The following is a 23,161-nucleotide window of genomic DNA, read 5'->3' on the forward strand; positions in this document are numbered from 1 at the left end:
GCGGCGTGGGTCAGCCGAAGCCCAGGGCGCGGGTGGTGGGCGGGCTGACCAACAGCGCGCAGACGCCCACCCCGAGCGCCATCAGGGGGACGCCGAGCCAGCCCAGCCCGCCCGAGATCATGAACCAGCCGACCGGCAGCAGCATCAACTCCAGCACCATCGCCGGGGCACGGGCACCGGCCCGACGGCGGGCCAGCGCCCCGCCCAACGCCCAGAGCGCGACCGCGCCCGCGATGGCGAACCCGGTCACGAAGAGTGCCGAGACCAGGTCGGTCTTGGTGGCGGTGAGGTCGGCCCAGACCAGCCAGCCGGCGAGCAGCGCCAGGGCGACGGCCTCGCCCCGCAGCAGGCGTACCGCCCAGCGCAGGGTGTCGGGAACCGGCGCGGAGTCGATCGTCACGCGGGCCACGATACCCCTGCCCCATCACGTAAAGTGCCGGCCATGCGGGCCGTCCTGGTGGTCAATCCGAAGGCCACCACCACCAGCGAACGCAGCCGGGACGTGCTGGTCCGGGCGCTGCGCAGCCAAGTAGACCTGTCGGTGCGGTACACCCGACGCCGGGGCCACGCTACCGACCTGGCCCGGGAGGCCGCCCAGGAGGGCGTCGACCTGGTGGTCACCCTGGGTGGTGACGGCACTGTCAACGAGGTGGTCAACGGCCTGATGACGGCCGATCCCCCGACGATCCGCACCGGCGGCTCTCCGGCGGAGCGGTTGCCGGCGCTGGCCACCGTTCCGGGCGGCTCGACGAACGTCTTCGCCCGCGCGCTCGGCCTGCCCCGGGAGTGGGCGGACGGCACCAGCATGATCCTGGAAGGGCTGCGGCTGGGCCGGTCCCGCACGATCGGGCTGGGCCGGGCCGACGACCGCTACTTCACCTTCTGCGCCGGCTTCGGGTTGGACGCGGCGGTGATCCACCGGGTGGAGCAGGCCCGGCGGCGGGGGCGGGTCTCCTCACCGTCGCTCTACTTCCGCTCCACCCTGAGTCACTACTTCCTCGGCTCCGACCGGCGCCATCCGGCGATCAGCCTGGAGCAGCCCGGCGAGCCGGCCGAGGGCGAGCTGGCGACGGTGATCATCCAGAACACCGCGCCGTGGACGTACCTCGGCGACCGGGAGATCAACCCTAACCCGGAGGCGTCGTTCGATCTCGGGCTGGACGTGCTGGCGCTCCGTCAGCTCCGCGTCGCCAGTACGACACGGACGGTGACCCAGTTCCTGTCCCGACACCCCGATCCGCACGGCAAGCATGTGCTCCGGTTGCACGATCTGGAGGAGTTCACGCTGGTCTCGGCCCGCCCGCAGGCCTTCCAACTCGACGGCGACTACCTCGGCGAGCGACACAAGGTCAGATTCACCTCCGTTTCCGGCGCACTGAGAGTAATCTGCTAGGTCTCGGGTAACGCCCTAGGTCGAGCGGTCGGGACACCGCGCGGCGCGAGGGCCGCCACACCGAGAAGGAGTGCCGGAAATGTCAGCAATGTCACGCGGACTGTACTATATTGATCCTCGACTGTGGTACGCCGGGTGGCAGGGAAGCCTGAAAACCGGACAAAAGGGTCGTGAGCTTGCTCACCGAGCGGAGTTTTTCCGAGCGTCACCCCTTGACATCGCGTTCGTTCGTGAAAGTATTCACAAGCGAACTTGAGTTACCGGGACATTGCCTGGATATGCTCGGCCGGATGAGCAGTTCCAGCAGGCCCAGGCGCTAAAAACGAGTCTGCTCACGCATTGCCGAATAGTCGAACGCGAACCGTGACGACCGGCACTGCGGACGGATATAAGAAAAGCACCAGCGTTATCTGCCATCCATCCAGAATGAGGAGTGTTGCCGCCATGGACTGGCGTCACAATGCCGTCTGCCGCGACGAGGACCCGGAGCTGTTCTTCCCGATCGGGACGTCCGGCCCTGCTGTCCTGCAGGTCGAGCAGGCCAAGGCCGTCTGCCGGCGCTGCTCCGTGACCGACCAGTGCCTCCAGTGGGCACTGGAGTCCGGTCAGGACGCCGGCGTCTGGGGCGGGATGAGCGAAGAGGAGCGCCGCGCGGTCAAGCGCCGTGGCGGTCTCCGGGTGCTGCGCGCTCACTCCGCCTGAAAAAACCGATCACACACGCTGTTCGCCCCGGCCGGGTCCGCCCGCCCGGGGCGTTCTGCTGTCCGCACTCCCCGTGATCAAATTCGTCAATGCGTTGTCGCGAGACAATTACTGAGGGTAATGAACGTCTGAGTGACTCCGGTCACTCGACGTGTCGACCCGGCGCAGCACCAGATCCACCAGATCCGGGGAGTCGTTCAACGGGGCGCTGACGGCCACCGCCCCGGCCCGCTCCGCCGCCGCCACCACCGCGTCGTGGAACAGCCCCGGCGCGAGGAAGTACGTCACCACCGCCACCTGTCGCGCACCGGCCGCCCGCAGCCGGGCCACCGCCACGTCGGCCGTCGGCGGTGCCGCCGAGGCGTACGCCACCGTGCAGGGCACCGCGTACCGGGCGGTGAGGGCGGCGGCGACCCGCCCCACCGACCCGCGGGCCCGCGCGTCCCGGGTGCCCGCCGCCGCCAGCACCAACGCGTCCACCGCCCCCGGCCACGCCTGCTCCAGCCGGCGGCCCAGCCCGGCCAGCAACCCCGCGTCCACCGTCCCGTCGGCCGGCCCTAGCACGTCGGTGACCCGTACCGTTAGCCCGGGAGCGGCCTGCCGGGCCGCCGCCACCGCCGCCGGGACGTCCACCCGCCGGTGGTACGCGGCGGTGAGCAGCAGGGGCACCACGACGGCCGTACGGTGACCGTCGGCGGCCAGACCCCGCAGCACCTCCGTCGGCCCCGGGTCGGTGTGGTCGAGCCAACTGGGCAGCACCGGCGTACCGGGACGGGCGGCACCGACGGCACCTGCCAGCGCCCGGGTCGCCGCCGCCGCCCGGGGGTCCCGGCTGCCGTGCGCCACCAGCACCACCGGCACCCCGGCTCCGGCCCGCGTCGAAGCGCCGGGAGTCGGGGCGTGCTCCGGCCCGGTCAGACGTGCAGGCCGCACTCGGTCTTCTCGAACATGGCCCAGCGGCCGGCCCGGGGGTCCTCCCCCGCTCTGGTCCGGCGGGTGCACGGCCAGCAGCCGACCGAGCCGTAACCCCGGCTGAGCAGCTCGTTGACCGGGATGTCGTAGCGGGAGATGTAGGAGTCCACGTCGGCCTGGGACCAGGCGGCGATCGGGTTCACCTTCACCTTGCCGCGTCGGGGGTCGAACGTCACCACCGGCGTGTTCGCCCGGGTCGGCGACTCGTCCCGGCGCAGCCCGGCGGCCCAGGCGTCGTACCCGGACAGGGCCCGCTCCAACGGCTCGACCTTGCGCAGCTGGCAGCAGTCGTCCGGGGAGCGGTTGAACAGCCGGGGGCCGTACTCGCCGTCCTGCTGGCCGACGGTCTGCCGGGGCCGGATCGAACGCACGTTCACCGGCAACCGGCGGGCCACCTCGTCGCGGACCCGCAGCGTCTCCGGGAAGTGCAGCCCGGTGTCCAGGAAGATCACGTCCACCCCGGGGGCGACCCGGGACACCAGGTGGGCCAGCACGGCGTCGGCCATCGAGCTGGTCACGCAGAACCGGTCGCCGAAGGTGTCGGCCGCCCACCTGGCGATCTCCAGCGCCGGCGCACCCTCCAACTCGCGGCCGGCCCGCTCGGCCAGCGCCCGCAGCTCGGCCGGGTCACGACGGGCCGGGTCGGCCGTCCGCGGGCCACCGGGGCCGACCAGGCCCAGGCCGGTGGCGGAGAGCAGCCCGGTCACCGGGTCACCGCCCGACTCAGCAGGCCGTTGAACTTGACGGTGAAGACCCGGGCGCAGGCGTGGCACTCCCAGGCGCCGTGTCCGGCCTCGTTCGGCCGCAGGTCCTCTTCGCCGCAGTACGGGCAGTGCAGCGGCGCGGATCGGGTTTCGCTCATCGGAGTTCCTCCTCGTCGACCCTGATCACCCAGTTGGCGAACGTCTCGCCCTCGGTCCGGCCGGCCAGGTAGCGGCGGGCCAGTCGTTCCACGTACTCGGGAAGCTCGTCGGCGGTGGTCTTCAGGCCGCGCAGCTTGCGGCCGAACCCGGCGGTCTGCCCCTGGGCCATGCCCAACCCGCCGCCCAGGTGCACCTGGAAGCCCTCCACCTGCCGGCCGTCGGGGCCGACCACCAGCTGACCCTTGAGGCCGATGTCGGCGACCTGGGTGCGGGCGCAGGCGTTCGGGCAGCCGTTGATGTGGATGGAGATGTCCGCGTCGAAGTCGCGCAGCCGCTCCTCCAGCCGAGCCACCAGTTCCTCGCCGCGCGCCTTGGTCTCGACGATGGCCAGCTTGCAGAACTCGATGCCGGTGCAGGCCATGGTGCCGCGCCGCCAGGCCGACGGCCGGGCCTCCAGGCCGATCCCGCGCAGCTCGTCCACCAGGGACTCGGTCCGCGCCGGCGGCACGTCCAGCACGAGCAGCTTCTGGTACGGCGTGAGCCGCACCCGGTCGCTGCCGTGCGCCTCGACCACGTCGGCGAGCTTGGCCAACTGCCCGCCGGAGACCCGCCCGACCACCGGGGCGGCCCCGACGTAGTTGCGCCCGTCACGCTGCCGGTGCACGCCGATGTGGTCGACCGGCTTGTCGGGCAGCTGCGGGGCCGGGCCGTCGAGCAGGGTACGCCCCAGGTACTCCTTCTCCAGCACCTCGCGGAACTTCTCCACGCCCCAGTCGGCCACCAGGAACTTCAACCGGGCCCGGTTACGCAGCCGGCGGTAGCCGTAGTCGCGGAAGATGCCGACCACGCCCGCCCAGACGTCCGGCACCTCGGCCAGCGGCACCCAGACGCCGAGCCGCTTGGCCAGCATCGGGTTGGTGGACAGGCCGCCGCCGACCCAGACGTCGAAGCCGGGGCCGTGCTCCGGGTGCTCGACCCCGAGGAAGGCGATGTCGTTGGCCTCGTACGGCGTGTCGACCAGCCACGAGATCGTGGTCTTGAACTTCCGGGGCAGGTTCGAGTACGCCTTGTCGCCGACGTAACGCCTGACGATCTCGTCGAGCGCGGGGGTCGGGTCGAGCACCTCGTCCTCGGCCACCCCGGCGACCGGGCTGCCCAGCACGATCCGGGGGCAGTCGCCGCACGCCTCGGTGGTCTGCAGGCCGACCGACTCCAGCCGACGCCAGATCTCCGGCATGTCCTCGACCCTGATCCAGTGGTACTGGATGTTCTGCCGGTCGGTGATGTCGGCGGTGTCCCGGGCGAACTCCCGGGAGATGTCGGCGATCACCCGGAGCTGGGCCAGGGAGAGCTGACCGCCGTCGACTCGGACCCGGAGCATGAAGAACTCGTCCTCCAGCTCGTGCGGCTCCAGCACGGCGGTGCGCCCGCCGTCGATGCCGGCCTTGCGCTGGGTGTAGAGGCCCCACCAGCGGAACCGGCCACGCAGGTCCTGCGGGTCGATCGAGGCGAACCCGCCGTGGGCGTAGATGTTCTCGATCCGGGCCCGGACGTTCAGCGGGTCGTCGTCCTTCTTGATCCGCTCGTTGGGGTTGAGCGGCTCGCGGTGGCCGAGCGCCCACTGTCCCTCGCCACGGGGACGGCGGGGGGCACGGGTGGCGGGAACGGCGGTGGCCGTCGGGGTCCCGGGACGGGCCGGGGTGCTGCTGACCGCCATCGCGGCGTCCTCCGTTGTCTCTGCGGTGCCTCGGGGGGAGCGCGGACGCGGCGGCGGCCGGCCCTGGAAGGGCCGAGGACAACGGTGTCGGAACGGCCGGCGCAGAGTACGCGCCCGAGACGGATGGGTCGGGCGTCGTCAGTGGGCCGGACAGATCGCGCTGCGCACGCGGCCGTAGTCGACGTGGCGGCGTGCCACGAAGCGGCGGACGACAGCGGCGGTCATGCAGCCATGCTCGCACACCCAGCTCAGACCGGCCAATGACCGCGTGCGGCATCCCACATCACGGGCCGCATCCCCACCGTCACGGGGTCGCGCGGCGGCCGGTGAGCCGATGGCTGGGCGGCCGTCAGTGGGCGCGAAAAGGGGTATCCGGCCGGAGCGACACCGCAACATCGACCCACATGAGTCGATCAAGGGCGGGCAGTCTGGTCACCTCGGGCTCCGGCGGTGTCGCCGGGTCGGGTGTGAGACCCTCGATTCGTGGGGAAAATGTCCGGAACAGGGCATTCGGGTGGGCAGTCGGCTGCGCACCCGCGTTCCCGCGCACCGTCACCGGCGGGGTCGGCGGTCTGGGCGGTTCCGCTGCTGGTCACCCTGGTCGCCGGCGGCTCGGGGCTCAGCCGGGCCCAACCCTGGCGTGACGAACTGGCCACCTGGAGCGCGGCCACCCGACCGGTCGGGGACCTGTTCCGGCTCACCCGTACCGTCGACGCGGCGACCGGGGCGTACTACCTGGTGGTGCACGGCTGGACCGGAGTGTTCGGCGACTCCGTGGCCGCGCTGCGGCTGCCCTCGGTGCTGGCGATGGCGGGGGCGGCCGGCCTCACCTGCGTACTCGGGCGGCGGTTGTTCGGGGCGCCCGCCGGCCTGCTCGCCGGCCTGCTCTTCGCGGTCCTGCCGGGGACCTCCCGGTACGCGCAGGAGGCCCGGCCCTACGCGCTGGTGACCCTGCTCGCCGTGCTGGCCACCGTGCTGCTGGTCGGTGCCCTGGACCGTCCCGGTCGGCTGCGCTGGGCCGGCTACGCGGCGGCCGTCGTCGGGCTCGGCCTGGCCCACCTGCTCGCCCTGGGTCTGCTCGCCGCGCACGCCCTGGCGGTGCTGACCGTCCAGCGCCAGGCGCGTCCCCAGGGCACCCGCCTGCGTGACGCCCGTTCCCACGACGCGCCCTGCCGGGACAGCCGCCGCCGCGACGCCCGCGTCGACGACGGTGCGACCGGTGCCGGCGGGACGGGTGGGAGGTGGGTGGACCGGCGGCTGCGGGGGTGGCTGCTGGCCGTGTCGGCCGCCGTGGTGCTGCTGGTGCCGCTGCTGGTCACGGCGCAGCGGCAGCGGTCCCACCAGCTCGACTGGGTCGCCGCGGCCCGGCTGGCGGACCTGGCGGCCCTGCCGGGCGCGCTGGCGCAGAGCGGCGTGGTGGGTGGCGTGCTCGTCGGGCTCGCCGCGCTCGGGGCGACCCGCTCGGGGTGGCGGGGCCTGCTGCCCGGCCTCTGCGTCCTGCTGCCGGTGCTTTTGGTCTTCGCCGCCGCGCTGGCCGTGCCCCTCTGGGTGCCGCGGTACCTGTTCTTCACGGTGCCCTTCGCCTGCCTGCTCGCCGGTGCCGCCCTGGCCGGCCCCGCACCGCCGGCGGGCCGGACGCGGACCCGACCGGCGCGCGCCCTGGCCCGGCCGGTGGGGGCGGGGTCGGCGGTGGTGGCGCTCGCCGCGCTGCTCGGGCTGCCCGACCAGGCGGCGGTACGGCACAGCCACGGCTGGCCGCGCAGCGCGACCGTCGACTACCGGGGGGCGGCGACCGTGATCGCCGCCGGCCAGCGGCCCGGCGACGCGGTGGTCTACGCGCCCCGCGACGGGTGGCTCTTCCTCGACCTCGGCATCGACTACCACCTGCCCCGCATCGCCGGCGACCGGGCTGCGGACGGGCCACGGCCCCGGGACGTGCTGGCGGCCGAGGGGCGGCGGGACCGGGCCGACCTGTGGGTCCGCGAGTGCGACCGGCCCGCCGGGTGCCTGGCCGGCGTGGACCGGGTCTGGCTGGTGGTCGCCGGGCGGCACGACGACCCGCTCGCCGCCGTGCCGGGCGACAAGGGCGACGCGCTGCGGGCCGGGTTCACCGTCGCGCAGGTCCACCCCCGCGCGGGGGTGACGGTGGCGCTGCTCACCCGGCACCGCTGACCGCGCCGCCCCGGTCAGGCCGGTTTGCGCTCCAGCAGGACCACCCGGACCCGGTCGAACCGTTCGACGTGCCGGATCAGGAAGCGCTGCCGCAGCAGGGCCTCCCGGGCCGGCGGCAGCCCGGCCAGCGGGTCGTCGAGGTGGCCGGTCTCCACCAGCCAGATCCGCCTGGTGTCCCCGAGGCAGGGCAGCGGGGCCGGGCACTCGCGGGCGGTCAGCCAACCGGTCTGCCGGGCCGGTACGGCCACGAAGACGTCCCGGGGGTGCCCCTGGTCGCGCAGGCCGTAGTCGGTGGCCTTGCGGGCCACGTCGCTGGAGCCACCGAACCCGTCGTTGTACGCGACCCCGTCGCCCGGCTCGACCTGGGTGCCGAGGTAGCGGACCGCGTCGAGGTAACGGGGCTGGCCGTCGGCCTCGTTGGAGCGGACCCGCTCCTGGGCCGGCAGGGTCTGCCAGACCAGCACCGGCAGCAGCACCAGCGCGCCGGCCAGCCAGGCCGCCGGCACCCGCTCCCGGGTCGCCAGCCGCGCGGTGCGGCAGACGGCGAACGCGGCGAGCAGCGCCCACGCCGGGACGGTGAACAGGAAGTACCGGGCCAGGAAGAGATGCAGCATGCCGGCGGTGAGGTAGCCGGCGACCGGGGGCAGCACGGCCCAGATCAGCAGCATCGGCACCGTGGCCCGCCAGCGTGGGCCGGCGACCGCCACCGCGAGCACGGCGAGCGCCGCGACCAGCGCCAACGTGGCCGTCGTGCCGGTCAGGTTCGCCAGGAAACGGAGCACGGCGTCGCCGTCGTTCTCGACCCAGGAGATCTGCCCGGACTGCCGGCTGCCGAGGATCAGCACCGGCAGGACGAACAGCCCGGCGATGCCGGTGGACGCCGCCCACCGCCACCGGGGTTCCTCGCCGGGCACCGACCGCCACAGGTGGAACAGGTGCGCGAGCACCACCAGCAGCGCGACGAAGTGCAGCCAGCCGACCAGCACCAGCAGCACGCCGTACGCCCACCAGCGGCCCCGGGTCGGCCGATCGACAGCGCGGAGGAAGAGCCAGGTGGCCGCCACCGCCGCCAGGGTGACCAGGGCGTACGAGCGGGCCTCCTGGGCGTACCGGGAGACGGTGGGCAGCAGGGCGAGGACCAGGCCGGCCAGCACCCCGACCGGGGTGTCGAAGAGTCGCCGCCCGATCAGGGTGACCAGCCCGGCGGTGAGCCCGACCGCGAGCACCGACGGCAGCCGCAGGGCGGTCGTCGAGTCCCCGGTCACCGTGGTCAGCGCCGACATGACCAGGTAGTAGCCGGCGTGCACCAGGTCGATGTTGCCGACCAGCATCCGGAACTGCTCCACCGACAGCGTCGTGACGTGCCAGGTGACCAGTTCGTCGTTCCACAGGTCCCGGGCGTCCAACCGCCACCAGCCGAGGCCGAGCGCGACGACTGTCGGCAGCAGCGCCCACCAGCCGCCGCCCCGGCCCGCCGCCCGCCGGGGTACGGCGGTGCCGGTGACCTCCGCCGGATCGGCCTGCCCGGTCCACCGCACCGTCGGCGCGGTCACTTCACGGTCCTGATGTCGAAGCCGAAGGTGTCCTTGGCGGCAGCCCGGCGGAACGCGCGCAGGGCGGCGTCGTCCCGGTCGAGGTTCCACTTCCCGGAGCCGTTGATGTTGAAGTACGCCACCCCGAGGAGGTCCCTGCGTCGGGCCACGTTGGTGAGCAGGTCGGTGATCTGGGCGGGTCGGCGGCTGCTCGGTTCGGCCCCGGTCTCCACGATCAGCAGCGGACGCCTGGTGAAGGTGCGGATCTGGGTGATGGTGGGGACGAAGAGGTCCTGGAACGTCTTGGGGCCCCGGTTGGTGTAGTAGCCGTCCATGCCGACCCAGTCGACGTAGGCGTCCCCGGGGTAGAGCGCTCTGATGCTGACCTTGCGCAGGTAGTTGACGACGTTCGGGGTCCACGTCCAGATCACGTTGGTGGCGCCCTGCTGGGTGAAGATGTCGTGCAGGTGCCGCCAGGCGGCGACGTACTCGGCGGCGGTGGTCTTCTTCGTCCCCCAGGAGTACCAGTGCCCGTTCATCTCGTGGGCGAAGGTGAGCGCGATCGGCAGGTTGAGGGTACGGACGGCGGCGGCGAACTCCTTGACGTACGCGTCGTGCCTGCCGGCGGCGATGTCCCGCAGCGGCACGTCGTACGGCTCCCAGCGGATCACCGCCAGCGCGCCGTAGTTGTGCAGCTCGCGGACCTCGCTGGCGGCGAATCTGTCGTCGAAGCTCTCGAAGATCGCCACCAGGTTGGGCGTCTTGCCGGTCTCGCCGGCGAACGTTCGGACCCGCTCCATCTCGGCGCCGCCGGCCACGGTGACGCCGAGGTACTTGCCCCTGGGTGACTTCAGCGCGGTGACGTCGTACGCCGGGATCTGTTCCTCGGTGGCGGCGACCCCGCCCGGCCCGCCGGCGGACCCGGCGACCCGGATGTCCACCCGGCGCAGCACGGCGAACTCGGTGAACGCCAGCGCGAGCACCAGCATGAAGGTGACCAGGTACTTCGTCCTCACCTGACGACCTCGACGTCGCGCTCCGGGTCGACCAGCAGCGCCTGCCCGACGATGGCCAGGTAGAAGACCGCGCTGAGCAGGGCCGGTACGAAGATCCACGGTTCGGGTTCGACGAGCATCCGCCACCCGGCGACGCCGGCCCAGACCAGGCCGCTGCCGGCGGTCCAGACCTTCATGCCGGTCCACAGCCGCCTGGTCTTGCTCTTCTTGGCGGTGCCGCCGGTGGGCTGCCAGCCCATCCGCCGGCCCCGGACGATGTCGATGATGGCGAAGGCGTGCGCCCAGCCGTAGATCATCTTGACCGTCCAGCTCTCCAGGCCGTACCGGTTGCGGTGCCAGAACGGGAAGATGATCAGGTTGTAGACCACGCTGGGCAGGATCAGCAGGTAGTTGGCGATCGCGATCTGGTGCGCGAACACGGTCAGCATCAGCACCGGGATGACCGGCGCGACGAAGGTGAACAGCCCGGTGTGCAGGTAGTAGCAGAAGCCGGAGAGGTAGCTGAGCCGGGCCCGCAGCCGCAGCTTCGTCGACCAGAACTTCCTCGACCCGAGCAGGCTCATCGAGCCGGCGCACCAGCGGTACTGCTGGGTGAAGAACGAGTCCACGTCCGACGGGCAGAGCCCGGCGGCGAGCACGACCGGGATGTAGCGCAGGTTCCACCCCTTCATCCGCAGGTCGAAGCCGGTGTGCACGTCCTCGGAGTGCTCGATGAGGGTGGACCCGCCGATGGAGAACAGCGCGTCGCGGCGGTAGACGGCGCAGCTGCCCACGCAGATCGCCGAGTCGTGGGCCTGCCGGGACACCTGCACCGACCGGTAGAACAGCTCCTGCACCGCCCCGGCCCCGCGCTCCACCCAGGTCTGCCCCAGGTGCACCCGGAAGTACTGCGGCGACTGCACGATGCCCGCCTTCGGCTCGGCGTCGAACCAGGGCAGCATCTGGTCGAGCATGTCCCTGCGCGGGACGAAGTCGGCGTCGAGGACCAGGATGAAGTCGCTCATGGTGCGTTCGAAGGCGTACCGCATGTTGCCGGCCTTCTTGAACCAGCCCCGGTTGGGTCGCCGCTGGTAGACGAAGCCGAAGGCGAGCGCCATCCGTTCCATCGCCTCGTTGGGCGAGTCGTCGAGCACGTAGACGGTGACCTCGCCCCGGTAGTGGCGGCCCATCGCCCGCACGTGCTCCCAGGTGTTGCGCAGCACGTGCGGGGGCTCGCCGCAGACCGGCAGGAAGACGTCGACGCTCGGGTACCGGGCCGGCCGCCAGGTGCGGACCAGTTCCTGGTGCCGGGCCAGGTCGAAGCCGGGGGTGAACAGGTTGACCGCGAGCGAGATCAGGTAGTAGGCGACGGTGAAGAACAGCAGCGGGGCGAGCAGCCACAGCCACGGGGCGAGCCGGACGAACAGCAGTTGGCTGGTGATCAGGCAGCCGAAGCTGACCAGTGACGGCACCATCAGCGCGGCCAGTCGCCGCTTGCGGTAGGAGACCATCTCGGCGTCCGTCGGCGGCAACGGCACCGGGGCGTACGCGGGCCGGTGCGGCGCGTCGGCGGTCCTGCGCGGGGCCCACTTCGACACCTGCCGCGGCACCCGGAACTCGGCGGTCGGCGACAGCACCGCGGCCGGATCGACCGCAGGCGGTGAGGTCATCGCTTTCGTCTCCCCCGCTCGCCGGGCCGCACGGCCCTCCCGGCAGTGCGAGCGGGATGGGTCGCCGGACGCGTCCAGGAAGCCGGGCACGGTGAGCTGGCCGTGTCTGCTTGAAGGTGGAGATAGAAAACTATTCAGTCGGCCGCAAGGTGTCAATGCCCCCGAATCGATCGAAAGCCCCACCGGGCCGCAGATCGTGCGTAGCACTACTCACATTCACCGGAACGTCACCGGTGGGAAACCGGCGCGTCGCCGACCGTCATCAGCCCTTCGCCAGCGGGAGCACCAGCACCGCCTCGGTGCCACCCGTCGGGCCGGGACGCAACTCGATGCTGCCCCGCAACTCCCCGGTCACCAGGGCCCGGACGATCTGCAACCCGAGCCGCCCACCCCGGTCGGCGTCGAACTCGGCCGGCAGCCCGCGCCCGTTGTCGGTCACCGAGACGTGCAACTGCTTGCGCTGCCGGTGCGCCGAGACGACCACCTCGGGCCGGGTCGCCGGCTCGACCGCCTCGTCGCCCTCCTCGGCCGGCGGGAAGCCGTGCTCGACGGCGTTGAGCAGCAACTCGTTGAGCACCATCACCAGCGAGGTGGCGATCTCGGCGGGCAGCACCCCGAAGCTGCCGGTACGACGCATCCCGACGCTCACCTCGGTCGCGGCCACCTCGGTCGCCGCGCTCGCCACCCGGTCGACGATCCCGTCGAACTCGACCGCCTCGTCGCTGGACATGGAGAGCGTCTCGTGCACCAGGGCGATGGAGGCGACCCGGCGTACCGACTCCTCCAGGGCGACCCGGGCCTCCGGCATGGCGACCCGGCGGGCCTGGAGGCGCAGCAGGGCGGCGACGGTCTGGAGGTTGTTCTTCACCCGGTGGTGGATCTCCCGGATGGTGGCGTCCTTGGTGATCAGCGCCCGGTCGCGGCGGCGTACCTCGGTGATGTCGCGGACCAGGACCAGTGCGCCGATCGGCACCCCGGCGGGCATCAGCGGCAGCGCCCGGGTGAGCATCGTCGCCCCCCGGGCGTCGATCTCCCGGCGTGGCGGGCCCTCGCCGCGCAACGCGGCGAGGATGCCGTTGGCCGCCTCGGTGCCGTCGAGCGGGTCGCTGGCCAGCCGGCGGTGCAGCTTCGCCAGGTCCTCACCCACCAGGTGGGAGGCGTACCCCAACCGGCGGTACGCCGACTGCGCGTTCGGACTGGCGTAGGTGACCTTGCCGCCCGCGTCGAGCCGGACCAGCCCGTCGCCGACCCGGGGAGCGGAGGTGGTCTCGCCCGGGTGGCGGGGCGGCGGGAAGGTGCCGTCGGCGATCATCTGGGCCAGGTCGTCGGCGGTGGTGAGGTAGTTCAGCTCCAGCTGGCTGGGGGTGCGGGCGGTGGACAGGTTGGTGTCCCGGCCGACCACCGCGATCACCTCGCCGGCCTCCCCGTCGGCGGTCCGCAGCCGCACCGGGATCGCCTCGTGCCGGGCCGGCACGTCGCCGTACCAGACCGGGTCGCCCTCCCGCCAGATCCGGCCCTGCCGGTACGCGACCTCCAGGTGGGCGACCTCCGGCCCGCCCACGATCCGGCCCACCTGGTCGTCCAGGTAGGCGGTCGGGGCGGTCGTCGGGCGGACCTGGGCGACGCAGAGGAACGTGCCGTCGGCGTCCACCGGCACCCACAGCAGCAGGTCGGCGAAGGACAGGTCGGACAGCAGCTGCCAGTCGCCGGCGATCCGGTGGAGGTGGTCGATGTCGGCCGGGCGGAGCTGGGTGTGCTCCTCGGCGAGGTCGCGCAGCGTGGACACGAGACACAGCGTGCCACGCCCACCCCGACGCCGTCCCGCTGGCCGGCGCGGCTCACATCGTCGCGGTGACCTTCTTCAGCCCGCGTGGGGCGTCCGGGTCCTCACCCCGGGCCAGCGCCAGGGCGAGGGCGAGGCGCTGCAACGGCAGGATGTCCAGCAGCGGGGCGTACCGCTCGTCGACCTCCGGCACCGCCATCCGGGTGGCCCCCTCGACCTCGGCCGAGCCGACCACCACCACGTCGGCCCGCCGCTCGCCCAGGCGGGGCAGCACCTCACCCATGGACCGGCCGCCGGGGCCGGAGCCGACCACGGCCAGCACCGGCACGTCCGGGTCGGTCATCGCCAGCGGACCGTGCAGCAGGTCGGCGCCGGAGAAGGCCAGCGCCGGCAGGTAGGACGTCTCCATCAGCTTCAGCGCCGCCTCCCGGGCGGTCGGGTACGCGTACCCCCGGCCGGTGGTGACGAGCTGGCCGGCGAACCGGTAGCGCGGGGCGAGCTGGGTCGGGGTGGGGTCGGCGAGGGTGCGCTCGGCCAGCTCGGGGAGGCGTTCCAGGTCGGCCCGCTGGTCGGCCGGCAGCGCGCCGTCCCCGGCCCGGATGCCCTCCACCAGCAGCAGCAGGGCGAGCAGCTCGGCGGTGTACGTCTTGGTGGCGGCGACCGCCCGCTCGTGCCCGGCGGCGATGTCGACGCCCAGCTCGGCGGTCTGCGCCAGCGGGGAGTCGGGGTTGTTGGTGACGGCCAGGGTGAGCGCGCCCGCGTCGCGGGCGGTGCGCAGCACCTCGGTCAGGTCGGGTGAGCCGCCGCTCTGGCTGACCCCGACGACGAGCGCGTCGGAGAGGTCGGGGCGGGCCCCGTAGACGGTGACCGCGCTGGGCGAGGCGAGCCCGGCGGGCAGCCCGAGCCGGATCTCGGTCAGGTACGCCCCGTAGAGGGCCGCGTGGTCGGAGGTGCCCCGGGCGGTGAAGACCACGTGTCGGGGACGCCGTCGCGCGACGGCCGCCGCGACCCGGGCGATCGCCGCGGCGGGCTCGGTGGAGAGCAGCCGCGCGTAACCGGCCGGCTGCTCGGCGATGTCGGCGGCCATCCCGGCCCCTGGCTGCGTCACGGAGACTCCCCTCGCTGCGCGATCGCCGCGCGTTTCATGTTCAGTCTTGCACGATTCTGCCGATGGAGACAATCCACCGAGCACTAACGCGCAGAAGATCGGCACCGGTTGCCGCTATCCCCTACGCTTGCCCAGCCCTGGCAACCCCCTGCTAGCGAGAGGCCGACGTGTCGGAGGAGCCACCCGCGTTGACCGCGGCCGAGGAACTCGCCCTCGCCCGGCTCGCGCTCGACGAGGGCGACCTGGCCCACGCCGCCGACCACCTCGCCGCCGCGTTGGTGCTGGCACCGACCCTGCCCGACACGCACGAGACGCTCACCCGGATCGCCGCCGCCTCGGGCGGTGACCTCGACCTCTTCCCGCTCGGCCAGCGGGCACACGTCGGCGCCGTCGTCGCCCGCGCCCACCTGCTCGCCGCCGCCGGCCGCCCGGCCGAGGGGCTCGACCTGCTGGTCGCCGCCACCGGCCACGCCCCCGCCGTCGACTGGGCCGGGGTGCCCTGGGTCACCGCCCCCGAGCTGGCGCAACGGCTCGACCCGGACCGCTGCGCCCGGATCCTGATGCAGGTCTGCGCCGCGGTGCCCGACCCGGTCCCCCGCGCCGGGCGGGCGCCCCTGACGCCGTACCTCACCCTGGCCCGGCACGCGGTCGCCGCGCACCCCCGGCACGCGCTGCTGCTCGGCGCGGCGTCCGCGCTGGCCCGCCGGCTCGGTGCGGTCACCCTCGCGGTCACCTGGGCCAGCCGGGGGGTACGCGAGGCACCGTCCAAGCTCGGCGAGGTCTGGCTCGGGTACGCCTACCGCAGCGCCGGGCGGACCCGCGACGCCCTGGCCGCGCTGGAACGGGCCGTCGGGCACGACCCCGACGACCTCGCCGTCTACGCCGACATCGCCGGCACCCTGGCCGACCACGGCCGGCTCGACGAGGCCCTCGGCTGGACCGACCGGGCGTTGGCCCGCGACCCGACCTTCGACTGCGCGGTGCACACCGCGCACCGGCTGCGGTTCCTGCGCGACGGCGACGTGGCGCACCTGGTCGACCTCGCCGACTTCACCCGGGACCACCCGGACGACAGCCACGAGCACACCGACCTCGCCGAGTCCTGCCGGGGACGCCCCTGGCTGGGGCAGGTCACCCCGGCGACCGGCGCGACGGTCGACGCGCTGCGCCGCGCGCTCGCCGCCGACGGCTTCCCCGACGCGGCGGTACGCCTGACGACCCCGGAACCGCCGAGCGCGATGCGTACGGTCGCCGCCGTACCCGGTCTGCACGTCGAGGTGACCGGGGTGGCCGAGCCGGACCCTCGCGAGCCGCGTCGGGCCACCGGCTACCGGCTCTGGCGTTACGAGGGCACCACGGCCTCGCCGGCCCTGCCGACCCCGTCCCCGGTCGCCGCCGAGCGGGTACGCCACCTGGCCCACCCCGCCTGGCCGCACCCGCCGGCCGCGTACGACGCGGCGGTCGGGCTGGCCACCCTGGACCTGGCCGACCTGTTGGGCCTGCTGGTGCACCCGCCCGACGCGCCACCGACCGCGCTGGGTCGGGTGCTCAGCGGTCAGGACCCGCCGCTGTGGGTCCGTTGCGTGCAGGTCTGGGCCTGCCTCGGCCTGCTGCACCACCGCACCGACGAGCCGTGGGCGACCTCGACCCGTCGTCGGGTGCTGGTGGAGCTGATCTGGGGCGTCGAGGACTGGATCACCGAGGCGGCGCTGTTCGCCCTGGTCACCGCCGCCTGGGTCGACCCGACGGTACGCCCCGACGTGGCCGGGCTGGTGGCCGAGCGGCTCGCCGACGTGGCGGCCGTGGCGCAGAGCCGGCCGGTGCCGATCGCCGTCTCCCTGGCCCACCTGGCGCTGGCCGCCCCGGCCGTGGCCCCGGACACCACCGCGCTGGCTCACCGGCTGCTCGCCACCCCGGCCGGGGCCCACCGGACCGGCCGGCTGGCCCGTGCCTGGCGTCGCCTCACCGCCCTGGCCCGCCGCCGCCCCGGCCCTCACCCGGCTTGATCGACTCACCGGGGCCGAGGTAGCGGTATCCGAGCGGGTTGATGCCGCAACATCGACCCCGGCGAGTCGATCACGGAGGCGGGCACGACGGGCGCGGCCGGCCCGTACCCCTGGTGGGGACGGACCGGCCGCGTCGGACGGGACCGGGTCAGGAGACCGGGGCCTTGCCGAGGGCGACCTCGGCCTGCTCCTCGCCGCTGGCGTCCGGCGGCGGGACGGCGTTCGCCGTGCGGAGCGGGATCTCCCGGATGAACCAGGCGAGCACCGGCACGGCGATCGTGATGATGGTCGCCCAGAAGAAGACGTGCGAGATGGCGTCGGAGAGTCCGCCGAGGACCACCTCGCGCACCTGCGCCGGCAGCTCCTTGAGCTTCTCCAGGTCCATCCCCCGGCCCTCGCCCGTGCCACCGGCGAACGCGCTGCCGGCCGGCGAGTCGGCGAGCCGGTTGGCGAAGATCGCGCCGAACAGCGAGATGCCGAACGAACCTCCGATGGAGCGGAAGAAGGTGGCCGCGCCGCTGGCCGCGCCGAGATCCTTCTGCTCCACGCTGTTCTGCGCGATCAGCATCGAGGTCTGCATCAGGAAGCCCATGCCGGCACCGAGGACCAGCATGTAGAGCGAGGACTCGACCTTGCCGGTGTCGACCTTCAGCAGGGACAGCAACGCCATGCCGACGGCCATCACCACGCCGCCGACGATCGGGAACATCCGGTAGCGGCCGGTCCTGGTGATGGTCCGGCCGACCACCAGCGACACCACCAGCATGCCGAACATCAGCGGGAGCAGGAGCAGGCCGCTGTTGGTGGCCGAGGCACCCTGCACGGTCTGCTGGTAGAGCGGCAGGAAGTTCATCGCGCCGAACATGGCGAAGCCGAGCAGGAAGCCGATCACCGAGATCAGCGCGAAGTTGCGGTTGGCGAAGAGGCCGAGCGGCAGGATCGGCTCGACGACCCGCCGTTCGACGATGCCGAAGGCCACCAGGCTGACCAGGGCCAGCGCGGCGAGGCCGAAGATCTGCGCGGAGGCCCAGTCGTACTCGTTGCCGCCCCAGGTGGTGATCAGGACGATCGCGGTGATGCCGACGGAGAGCAGCCCCGCGCCCAGCCAGTCGATCCGGTGCTCGGTGCGGTACTTCGGCAGGTGCATGGTGGTGGCCAGGATCAGCAGCGCGAGGCCACCCAGCGGCAGGTTGACGTAGAACGCCCAGCGCCAGGAGAGGTTGTCGGTGATGAAGCCACCGACCAGCGGGCCGGCGACCATGGCGACCGCCATGATGGCGGCGATCATGCCCTGGTAGCGGCCCCGCTCACGCGGCGGCACCAGGTCACCGATGATCGCCATCACGCCGACCATCAGACCGCCGGCGCCCAGCCCCTGCACCGCCCGGAAGGCGATCAGCTCGACCATCCCGTTGCCGGTGCCGCCCAGCATCTCCGAACCGGACATCCCGCACAGCGCCGAGCCGATCAGGAAGATGACCACCGAGGTCAGGAAGACCGCCTTGCGGCCGTAGAGGTCGCCGAGCTTGCCCCAGATCGGGGTGGAGACGGTGGTGCCCAGCACGTACGCGGTGACCACCCAGGTGAAGTGGTTGACGCCGCCGAACTCGCTGACGATCCGCGGCAACGCGGTGCTGACGATCATGTTGTCGAGCATCGCGAGCATCATCGCGATCATGAGGCCGAACAGCACCACCCGGATGTTGGGTTTCGCCCTCGCCTGGGTTTCCTGAGTCATGGGTAAGCTCCCCCGGAGATCTGTCGCACTTACTTGCCGCCCGGCTAGTCACCTTACTAGCCGCACGGTAAGTTGGACAGCGGGACCCCGTCAAGCGAGTTGGGTGGTAGGTACAGGTGACTCAGAGCACAGGCGGCACGCGTGGGCGCATCCAGGCCGTCGCCCTGGAGCTCTTCACCGAGCAGGGGTACGAGAGGACCTCGCTCCGGGAGATCGCCGAGCGGCTCGGCGTCACCAAGGCGGCCCTCTACTACCACTTCAAGAGCAAGGACGAGATCGTCAACAGCTTCGTCGAGGACCGGTTGCACCGGATGGACGAGCTGATCGACTGGGCCCGCGACCAACCCGCCAGCCGGGCCACCCGGCGGGAACTGGTCAGCCAGTACGCCGACATGATGTTCGCCACCGGGCAGTCCCTGGTGATGCGCTTCTTCGAACAGAACCAGACAGTGCTCAAGAGCCTCGCCGCCGGCCAGCAGATGCGCGAACGGATGTACCAGCTCGCCGACGCGATCTGCCTCGGCGACGAATCCCCCCGCGCCCAGCTCCGGGCGACGCTGGTGCTGTTCGCCGTACACAGCAGCTGGTTCGCCGTCCGGACCCCGGACATCACCGACGACGAACGCAAGAAGATCGCCCTTGAGGTCGCCGACGAACTGCTGGCCGGCATCGAGGAGGGCGCCCCGGCCGAGCGCTGACCGACGCTCAGTCGACGGCGGGCCGGTCCGGGCCGGCGGGCAGCGCCATCCGCAGGGCGAGCAGGTCGACACCGGGCAGCGGCGACCAGTCCCGCTGCGGGGTACGCACGAAACCCAGCCCCGCGTACAGCCGGTGGGCGGCGTCGGCGAGCCCGCTGCGGACGCAGATGACCATCGCCGTACAGCTCTGCGCCACCGCCCGGGACAGGCAGGCCCGCACCAGCGCCACCCCCACGCCCCGCCCCTGGGCGGCCGGGTCCACGGCCAGCATCCGGAACTCCGCCTCGCCCGGCCCGGACAGCTCCGCGTACGGGCTGCCGGGCAGCACGTAGGTGACCGAGCCGAGGACCGTGCCGGTCGCCCCGTCGACGGCGACCAGGATCTCGCCGTGCTCCGCCCGACCGGCCACGTCGGCCAGCACCCCGCCGTAGCCGTTCTCGCCCTTGAGCTGACCGTCGGCCTCGTAGGCGGCGACGGTCAACCGGGCCACCGCCGGGAACTCGGCCGGTACGGCCCGCCGGACCAGCAGCCCGGCCGACCGGTCGCCGGGAATCAACCGATCACCGCGATCAGGTCACCGTCCTGCACCACGTCGCCCTCGCTGACCGCGAGCCGCTCGACCACCCCGTCGGACTCGGCGACGACCGGGATCTCCATCTTCATCGACTCCAGGATCACCAGCGTGTCCCCCTCGGAGACGGTGTCCCCGGTCGACGCGACGACCTTCCACACGTTGGCCACCATCTCGGCGCGGATCTCCTCGGCCATCACGGCCCTCCCTCTCCACCGGGTGTGTCTGCGTCGGTATCCAATCACGGACCGACCCCGCGCGGGCGGGAGAGCGTCACGCGCACCCCGACGTACCGCTGCCGCCCCGGCGCACGACGGCGCACGACGGCCGCACTAGCATCATCGGGTCGGACCCGACGCCGGAAGGCCGGTGGCGTGCACGCAGTCGCGGGTCGACCGCAGCAGGGGTCGGACCCATCACGAGGAGGTCAGCATGGCGAAGAAGGCCCGTAAGAAGAAGGCCCGTAAGAAGAGCGGCGCGAACCACGGCAAGCGCCCCAACTCCTGAACCGTTCCGGCGGGCGACCGCCGCGACGTCAGGCCCGGCCCCGCGCCGGACACACCGGTGGCCCGGGTCGAGTCGACCCGGGCCACCGTCACGTGTCCGTCCCGTCCACGGCGGTCCGCCGTGCGGGTGTCACTCGGCGAGTTCGCGGGACTCGCTGGCCTCGAAGACCACCAGCTCGGTGAGGCGTACCCGCAGCCGCTCACGCAGCTCGTCGGGGGCGGTCTCGTTGCCGCAGCACCGGGCCACCAGCGCCCGCACCTCCTGCTCGATGCCGTACTCGCGCAGGCAGGGCCCGCACTCGTCCAGGTGGTAGCGGATCAGCGAACGGCGCTCCTCGGCGCACTCCAGATCGAGGTAGAGGTAGACCTCCGCGAGCACTTCCCGGCAGTCCGTCTCGTGCGGCTCTCCACAGCTCACGTCACACCTCCCGACCGGCAGTGGCGGCGGTCGAACCCTTCGCGGGCTGCGCGGCGCTGAAGCCGCGCTCCGCGGCGTACCGCTCCAGCAGCTTGCGCAGGTTACGACGCCCGCGGTGCAACCGGGACATCACGGTGCCGATCGGCGTACCCATGATGTCGGCGACCTCCTTGTACGAGAAGCCCTCGACATCGGTCAGGTAGACGGCCAGGCGGAACTCCTCAGGCAACTGCTGGAGTGCCTCCTTGACGTCGGTGTCCGGCAGCCGGTCCAGTGCCTCGGTCTCGGCTGACCGCAACCCGCTGGAGGTGTGCGACTCGGCCTCGGCGAGCTGCCAGTCGGTGATCTCCTCGGTGGGCGCCTGGATGGGCTGGCGCTGCCGCTTGCGGTAGGAGTTGATGTAGGTGTTGGTCAGGATCCGGTAGAGCCAGGCCTTCAGGTTGGTGCCCTGCTCGAACTGGTGGAAGGCCGCGTACGCCTTCAGGTACGTCTCCTGGACCAGATCCTCGGCGTCGGCCGGGTTACGCGTCATCCGCAGCCCGGCGGCGTAGAGCTGATCGACGAAGGGCATCGCGTCCCGCTCGAAACGGGCCCTGCGCTCGTCCGTCTTCTCGGTGGTCAACCGCACATCCCCTCGCGTCGGATGCTGTCCCGCCGAGGATACGCGGACGGACCGGTCCGCAGCTTCCGTTCTGCCGGGTGTGCCCGTGCTCACCACCCGGGGGCCGGTCCCCACCGCCGGCCAGTCCGGGCCGTCGAGCAGCCGCCTGAGCTGCCGCGCGTCCCGATCGTCCCGCTCCCGGCTCCGTGTCTCGGTCGGCACCGGTCACCCCCCTCGCCAGATTCCTCGTCCGGGAGTCGTAACACCCGAGCGCCGGCCGCACATTCCGCCGGCCCCCGCTCCTGGTCCCGGCCCGCCCGGTCGGCTACCGGAGGACTGGGACCAGGAAGGGCCTGGGAGGGACGGTCCCGACCACCCGAACCGGAAGGTCGGCACCACCGGATGCAACGAGGGGTCCGGCGGGGCGGAAACGGGTGGCCAGCACGGCGAACCGGCCCCGGCGACGCGGGTCGCCGCGGCGGTCAACGGGCCCACCGGCGCGTACGCAGCCAGGCGAGCACCGCGGCGGCCACCCCGGCCGGGTCCTGACGCAGGTCGTGACGTTCGCCACGGCGCACCACCACCTGCACCGTCCCGGCGGCGACGGGCACCCCGAACGGGTCCCGGTCGCCGTTGACCACCAGCGTCGGCAGCCCGGTGACCAGTTCCTCGGCCCGGGAGCGCTCCGGGCGGCCGGGCGGGTGCAGCGGGAAGGCCAAGGCGACCACCCCGACCGCCCCCACCGCGCCGGCCGTCCGGCAGGCCACCCGGGCGCCGCTGGACCGGCCACCGACCAGTAGCGGCAGGTCGGGGTGCCGGCGGCGCAGCACGGACAGCACCGCAGTCCACGCCTCGTCCAGGTGCCCCGCCGGGGCCGGCGCCCGGCGGCCGGCCACCCGGTAGGGCTGGGTCACCCGGGCCACCAGCACCCCGGCGTCGCGGGCGGCGTCGCGCACGGCGAGCAGGTCCGGCGCATCCACCGAGCCGCCGGCCCCGTGGCCGAGCACGAGCAGGGAGGTCGGCGGGCCGGGCGGCCGGTCGGCGTCGACCCGGGCCGGGCCGCGTGGGGTGTCGAGCTGCGTGGAGCGGGGCATCCGGCCATTCTGCGCCGTGGCCGGCGGCGCGCTCAGCTCAACGGCACCAGGGTGAGCAACTGGTCGCGGACCGGTGGGCCGGCGTCACCGGCCGTGCCGGAATCGGCCCCGACCTCGCCACGCCAGGCGACCAGCATGGCCCGGCGCTCGCGGGGCGTGGTGCCGCCCCAGACGCCGTGCGTGTCGCCCACCTCCAGCGCCCAGGCCAGGCAGGAACCCTGCACGTCACAGCTGCGGCAGAGCGCGACCGCCGCGTCGGCCGGTTCGTTGGGCGCCGGAAAGAACGTCTCCGGGTCCACGCTCTGGCAGGTACCTCTGGTCCGCCAGGCATCGTCGGAACGGCGATCCCGCAACGCCCGGAGCAGTCGCGGATCTCGTCGTGCGGCGGCCACCTCGTGCGGTCGGGGCATACGTGCCCGGGTCATCACACCCACCTCCCCCGTGGGACCGGCAAGATCGACGGGCGTCGTTCGCACTGCGCGAGGACGCTCCCAGTGCCAGCGCTGTGTTGTATCGCACTGCCGGCTACGGAGACAAGGGGTGTGCCGGAAAGATGGCAGAAGTTCCGAGTGACGTTTCGCCCGGAACTCTGGCAATTCGTACGCGCCAATGTCGCCTATCG

At 72.8% G+C, this 23,161-nt stretch carries 23 protein-coding genes; 6 read left to right on the forward strand and 17 right to left on the reverse strand.

The window, feature by feature from the left end; all coding sequences use genetic code 11:
- Positions 1–10 precede the first annotated feature (10 nt).
- Positions 11–400, reverse strand: a complete 390-nt coding sequence (locus Q2K16_RS14875; protein WP_302746120.1) for a hypothetical protein — start codon at positions 398–400, stop codon at positions 11–13.
- A 42-nt stretch (positions 401–442) separates the two neighbouring features.
- Here Q2K16_RS14875 and Q2K16_RS14880 point away from each other — a divergent pair, with 42 nt between their 5' ends.
- On the forward strand, positions 443–1,393 hold the full coding sequence (locus Q2K16_RS14880; protein ID WP_302746122.1) for a diacylglycerol/lipid kinase family protein: 951 nt from the start codon (positions 443–445) through the stop codon (positions 1,391–1,393).
- Positions 1,394–1,837: 444 nt separating this feature from the next.
- Positions 1,838–2,095: a WhiB family transcriptional regulator gene (locus Q2K16_RS14885; protein WP_067311984.1), complete on the forward strand. Its 258-nt coding sequence runs from the start codon at positions 1,838–1,840 to the stop codon at positions 2,093–2,095.
- A gap of 108 nt (positions 2,096–2,203) precedes the next feature.
- Here the strand turns inward: Q2K16_RS14885 and Q2K16_RS14890 are convergent, their stop codons facing one another.
- From Q2K16_RS14890 to Q2K16_RS14905, 4 genes are read right to left on the reverse strand one after another with little or no spacing between them, the layout of a single operon-like run.
- Entirely contained in the window at positions 2,204–3,028 is an 825-nt protein-coding gene (locus tag Q2K16_RS14890) for a sirohydrochlorin chelatase (protein ID WP_489671886.1), read from the reverse strand.
- The gene (locus Q2K16_RS14895; RefSeq protein ID WP_088646003.1) at positions 3,010–3,774 is read right to left on the reverse strand and encodes a phosphoadenylyl-sulfate reductase; all 765 of its coding nucleotides are present in this window, start codon (positions 3,772–3,774) and stop codon (positions 3,010–3,012) included. Before Q2K16_RS14895 ends, Q2K16_RS14890 begins: the two co-directional genes overlap by 19 nt.
- A complete protein-coding gene (locus tag Q2K16_RS14900) occupies positions 3,771–3,929 on the reverse strand; it encodes an IS1 family transposase (RefSeq protein ID WP_141723017.1) in 159 nt (52 codons plus the stop codon). Before Q2K16_RS14900 ends, Q2K16_RS14895 begins: the two co-directional genes overlap by 4 nt.
- A complete protein-coding gene (locus Q2K16_RS14905; RefSeq protein WP_302746127.1) occupies positions 3,926–5,647 on the reverse strand; it encodes a nitrite/sulfite reductase in 1,722 nt (573 codons plus the stop codon). The genes Q2K16_RS14900 and Q2K16_RS14905 overlap by 4 nt, the downstream gene beginning before the upstream one ends.
- Positions 5,648–6,139: 492 nt before the next feature.
- On the opposite strand from Q2K16_RS14905, the gene Q2K16_RS14910 reads away from it, so the two are divergent.
- A complete protein-coding gene (locus tag Q2K16_RS14910; RefSeq protein ID WP_302746129.1) occupies positions 6,140–7,819 on the forward strand; it encodes a glycosyltransferase family 39 protein in 1,680 nt (559 codons plus the stop codon).
- 14 nt (positions 7,820–7,833) lie between these two features.
- On the opposite strand, the gene Q2K16_RS14915 is transcribed toward Q2K16_RS14910, so the two are convergent.
- The 5 genes from Q2K16_RS14915 to Q2K16_RS14935 all read right to left on the reverse strand — a co-directional run bounded on the left by Q2K16_RS14915 (position 7,834) and on the right by Q2K16_RS14935 (position 14,886).
- On the reverse strand, positions 7,834–9,372 hold the full coding sequence (locus tag Q2K16_RS14915; RefSeq protein ID WP_302746130.1) for a glycosyltransferase family 39 protein: 1,539 nt from the start codon (positions 9,370–9,372) through the stop codon (positions 7,834–7,836).
- Positions 9,369–10,367 carry a glycoside hydrolase family 26 protein gene (locus Q2K16_RS14920; RefSeq protein ID WP_302746131.1) on the reverse strand — a complete coding sequence of 333 codons (999 nt, stop codon included), beginning with the start codon at positions 10,365–10,367 and terminating at the stop codon, positions 9,369–9,371. Before Q2K16_RS14920 ends, Q2K16_RS14915 begins: the two co-directional genes overlap by 4 nt.
- Positions 10,364–12,016: a glycosyltransferase family 2 protein gene (locus Q2K16_RS14925; protein WP_302746132.1), complete on the reverse strand. Its 1,653-nt coding sequence runs from the start codon at positions 12,014–12,016 to the stop codon at positions 10,364–10,366. Before Q2K16_RS14925 ends, Q2K16_RS14920 begins: the two co-directional genes overlap by 4 nt.
- Positions 12,017–12,278: 262 nt before the next feature.
- Positions 12,279–13,802, reverse strand: a complete 1,524-nt coding sequence (locus Q2K16_RS14930; RefSeq protein ID WP_302746133.1) for a sensor histidine kinase — start codon at positions 13,800–13,802, stop codon at positions 12,279–12,281.
- A 52-nt stretch (positions 13,803–13,854) separates the two neighbouring features.
- Positions 13,855–14,886 carry an SIS domain-containing protein gene (locus Q2K16_RS14935; protein ID WP_302746493.1) on the reverse strand — a complete coding sequence of 344 codons (1,032 nt, stop codon included), beginning with the start codon at positions 14,884–14,886 and terminating at the stop codon, positions 13,855–13,857.
- A 188-nt stretch (positions 14,887–15,074) separates the two neighbouring features.
- Here Q2K16_RS14935 and Q2K16_RS14940 point away from each other — a divergent pair, with 188 nt between their 5' ends.
- Entirely contained in the window at positions 15,075–16,913 is a 1,839-nt protein-coding gene (locus Q2K16_RS14940; protein ID WP_302746134.1) for a tetratricopeptide repeat protein, read from the forward strand.
- A 148-nt stretch (positions 16,914–17,061) separates the two neighbouring features.
- On the opposite strand, the gene Q2K16_RS14945 is transcribed toward Q2K16_RS14940, so the two are convergent.
- Entirely contained in the window at positions 17,062–18,651 is a 1,590-nt protein-coding gene (locus tag Q2K16_RS14945; protein WP_302746136.1) for an MDR family MFS transporter, read from the reverse strand.
- 116 nt (positions 18,652–18,767) lie between these two features.
- Here Q2K16_RS14945 and Q2K16_RS14950 point away from each other — a divergent pair, with 116 nt between their 5' ends.
- Positions 18,768–19,349 (forward strand): TetR/AcrR family transcriptional regulator, encoded by a 582-nt coding sequence (locus tag Q2K16_RS14950; protein ID WP_302746138.1) that lies wholly within the window; start codon positions 18,768–18,770, stop codon positions 19,347–19,349.
- A 7-nt stretch (positions 19,350–19,356) separates the two neighbouring features.
- Here the strand turns inward: Q2K16_RS14950 and Q2K16_RS14955 are convergent, their stop codons facing one another.
- Together Q2K16_RS14955 and Q2K16_RS14960 are read right to left on the reverse strand one after the other, a co-directional pair.
- Entirely contained in the window at positions 19,357–19,902 is a 546-nt protein-coding gene (locus tag Q2K16_RS14955; protein ID WP_302746494.1) for a GNAT family N-acetyltransferase, read from the reverse strand.
- A complete protein-coding gene (locus tag Q2K16_RS14960; RefSeq protein WP_302746139.1) occupies positions 19,902–20,117 on the reverse strand; it encodes a biotin/lipoyl-binding carrier protein in 216 nt (71 codons plus the stop codon). The genes Q2K16_RS14955 and Q2K16_RS14960 overlap by 1 nt, the downstream gene beginning before the upstream one ends.
- Before the next feature lie 235 nt (positions 20,118–20,352).
- On the opposite strand from Q2K16_RS14960, the gene Q2K16_RS33245 reads away from it, so the two are divergent.
- Positions 20,353–20,427: a 50S ribosomal protein bL37 gene (locus tag Q2K16_RS33245; RefSeq protein ID WP_369700219.1), complete on the forward strand. Its 75-nt coding sequence runs from the start codon at positions 20,353–20,355 to the stop codon at positions 20,425–20,427.
- Between the two features lie 129 nt (positions 20,428–20,556).
- Here Q2K16_RS33245 and rsrA read toward each other — a convergent pair whose 3' ends face one another.
- The 4 genes from rsrA to Q2K16_RS14985 all read right to left on the reverse strand — a co-directional run bounded on the left by rsrA (position 20,557) and on the right by Q2K16_RS14985 (position 22,964).
- The gene (gene rsrA / locus Q2K16_RS14970; protein ID WP_204926830.1) at positions 20,557–20,844 is read right to left on the reverse strand and encodes a mycothiol system anti-sigma-R factor; all 288 of its coding nucleotides are present in this window, start codon (positions 20,842–20,844) and stop codon (positions 20,557–20,559) included.
- Position 20,845: 1 nt separating this feature from the next.
- Positions 20,846–21,667: a sigma-70 family RNA polymerase sigma factor gene (locus tag Q2K16_RS14975; RefSeq protein ID WP_302746145.1), complete on the reverse strand. Its 822-nt coding sequence runs from the start codon at positions 21,665–21,667 to the stop codon at positions 20,846–20,848.
- A gap of 260 nt (positions 21,668–21,927) precedes the next feature.
- A complete protein-coding gene (locus tag Q2K16_RS14980) occupies positions 21,928–22,539 on the reverse strand; it encodes an alpha/beta hydrolase family protein (RefSeq protein ID WP_302746146.1) in 612 nt (203 codons plus the stop codon).
- 32 nt (positions 22,540–22,571) lie between these two features.
- Positions 22,572–22,964, reverse strand: coding sequence for a WhiB family transcriptional regulator (locus Q2K16_RS14985; protein WP_145921540.1), 393 nt, complete (start codon positions 22,962–22,964; stop codon positions 22,572–22,574).
- Positions 22,965–23,161: the final 197 nt, after the last annotated feature.

Origin of the sequence: Micromonospora cynarisoli (genome assembly GCF_030518815.1) — a bacterium.
Lineage (GTDB): Bacteria > Actinomycetota > Actinomycetes > Mycobacteriales > Micromonosporaceae > Micromonospora > Micromonospora wenchangensis.

What these genes read in the sequence shown, in the direction of transcription:
- Q2K16_RS14880 (WP_302746122.1), top strand. Translation starts at nt 443, where the DNA reads ATGCGGGCCGTCCTGGTGGTCAATCCGAAGGCCACCACCACCAGCGAA.
- Q2K16_RS14885 (WP_067311984.1), top strand. Translation starts at nt 1,838, where the DNA reads ATGGACTGGCGTCACAATGCCGTCTGCCGCGACGAGGACCCGGAGCTG.
- Q2K16_RS14900 (WP_141723017.1), bottom strand. Translation starts at nt 3,929, where the DNA reads ATGAGCGAAACCCGATCCGCGCCGCTGCACTGCCCGTACTGCGGCGAA.
- Q2K16_RS14905 (WP_302746127.1), bottom strand. Translation starts at nt 5,647, where the DNA reads ATGGCGGTCAGCAGCACCCCGGCCCGTCCCGGGACCCCGACGGCCACC.
- Q2K16_RS14910 (WP_302746129.1), top strand. Translation starts at nt 6,140, where the DNA reads ATGTCCGGAACAGGGCATTCGGGTGGGCAGTCGGCTGCGCACCCGCGT.
- Q2K16_RS14925 (WP_302746132.1), bottom strand. Translation starts at nt 12,016, where the DNA reads ATGACCTCACCGCCTGCGGTCGATCCGGCCGCGGTGCTGTCGCCGACC.
- Q2K16_RS14935 (WP_302746493.1), bottom strand. Translation starts at nt 14,886, where the DNA reads ATGGCCGCCGACATCGCCGAGCAGCCGGCCGGTTACGCGCGGCTGCTC.
- Q2K16_RS14945 (WP_302746136.1), bottom strand. Translation starts at nt 18,651, where the DNA reads ATGACTCAGGAAACCCAGGCGAGGGCGAAACCCAACATCCGGGTGGTG.
- Q2K16_RS14960 (WP_302746139.1), bottom strand. Translation starts at nt 20,117, where the DNA reads ATGGCCGAGGAGATCCGCGCCGAGATGGTGGCCAACGTGTGGAAGGTC.
- Q2K16_RS14980 (WP_302746146.1), bottom strand. Translation starts at nt 22,539, where the DNA reads ATGCCCCGCTCCACGCAGCTCGACACCCCACGCGGCCCGGCCCGGGTC.
- Q2K16_RS14985 (WP_145921540.1), bottom strand. Translation starts at nt 22,964, where the DNA reads ATGACCCGGGCACGTATGCCCCGACCGCACGAGGTGGCCGCCGCACGA.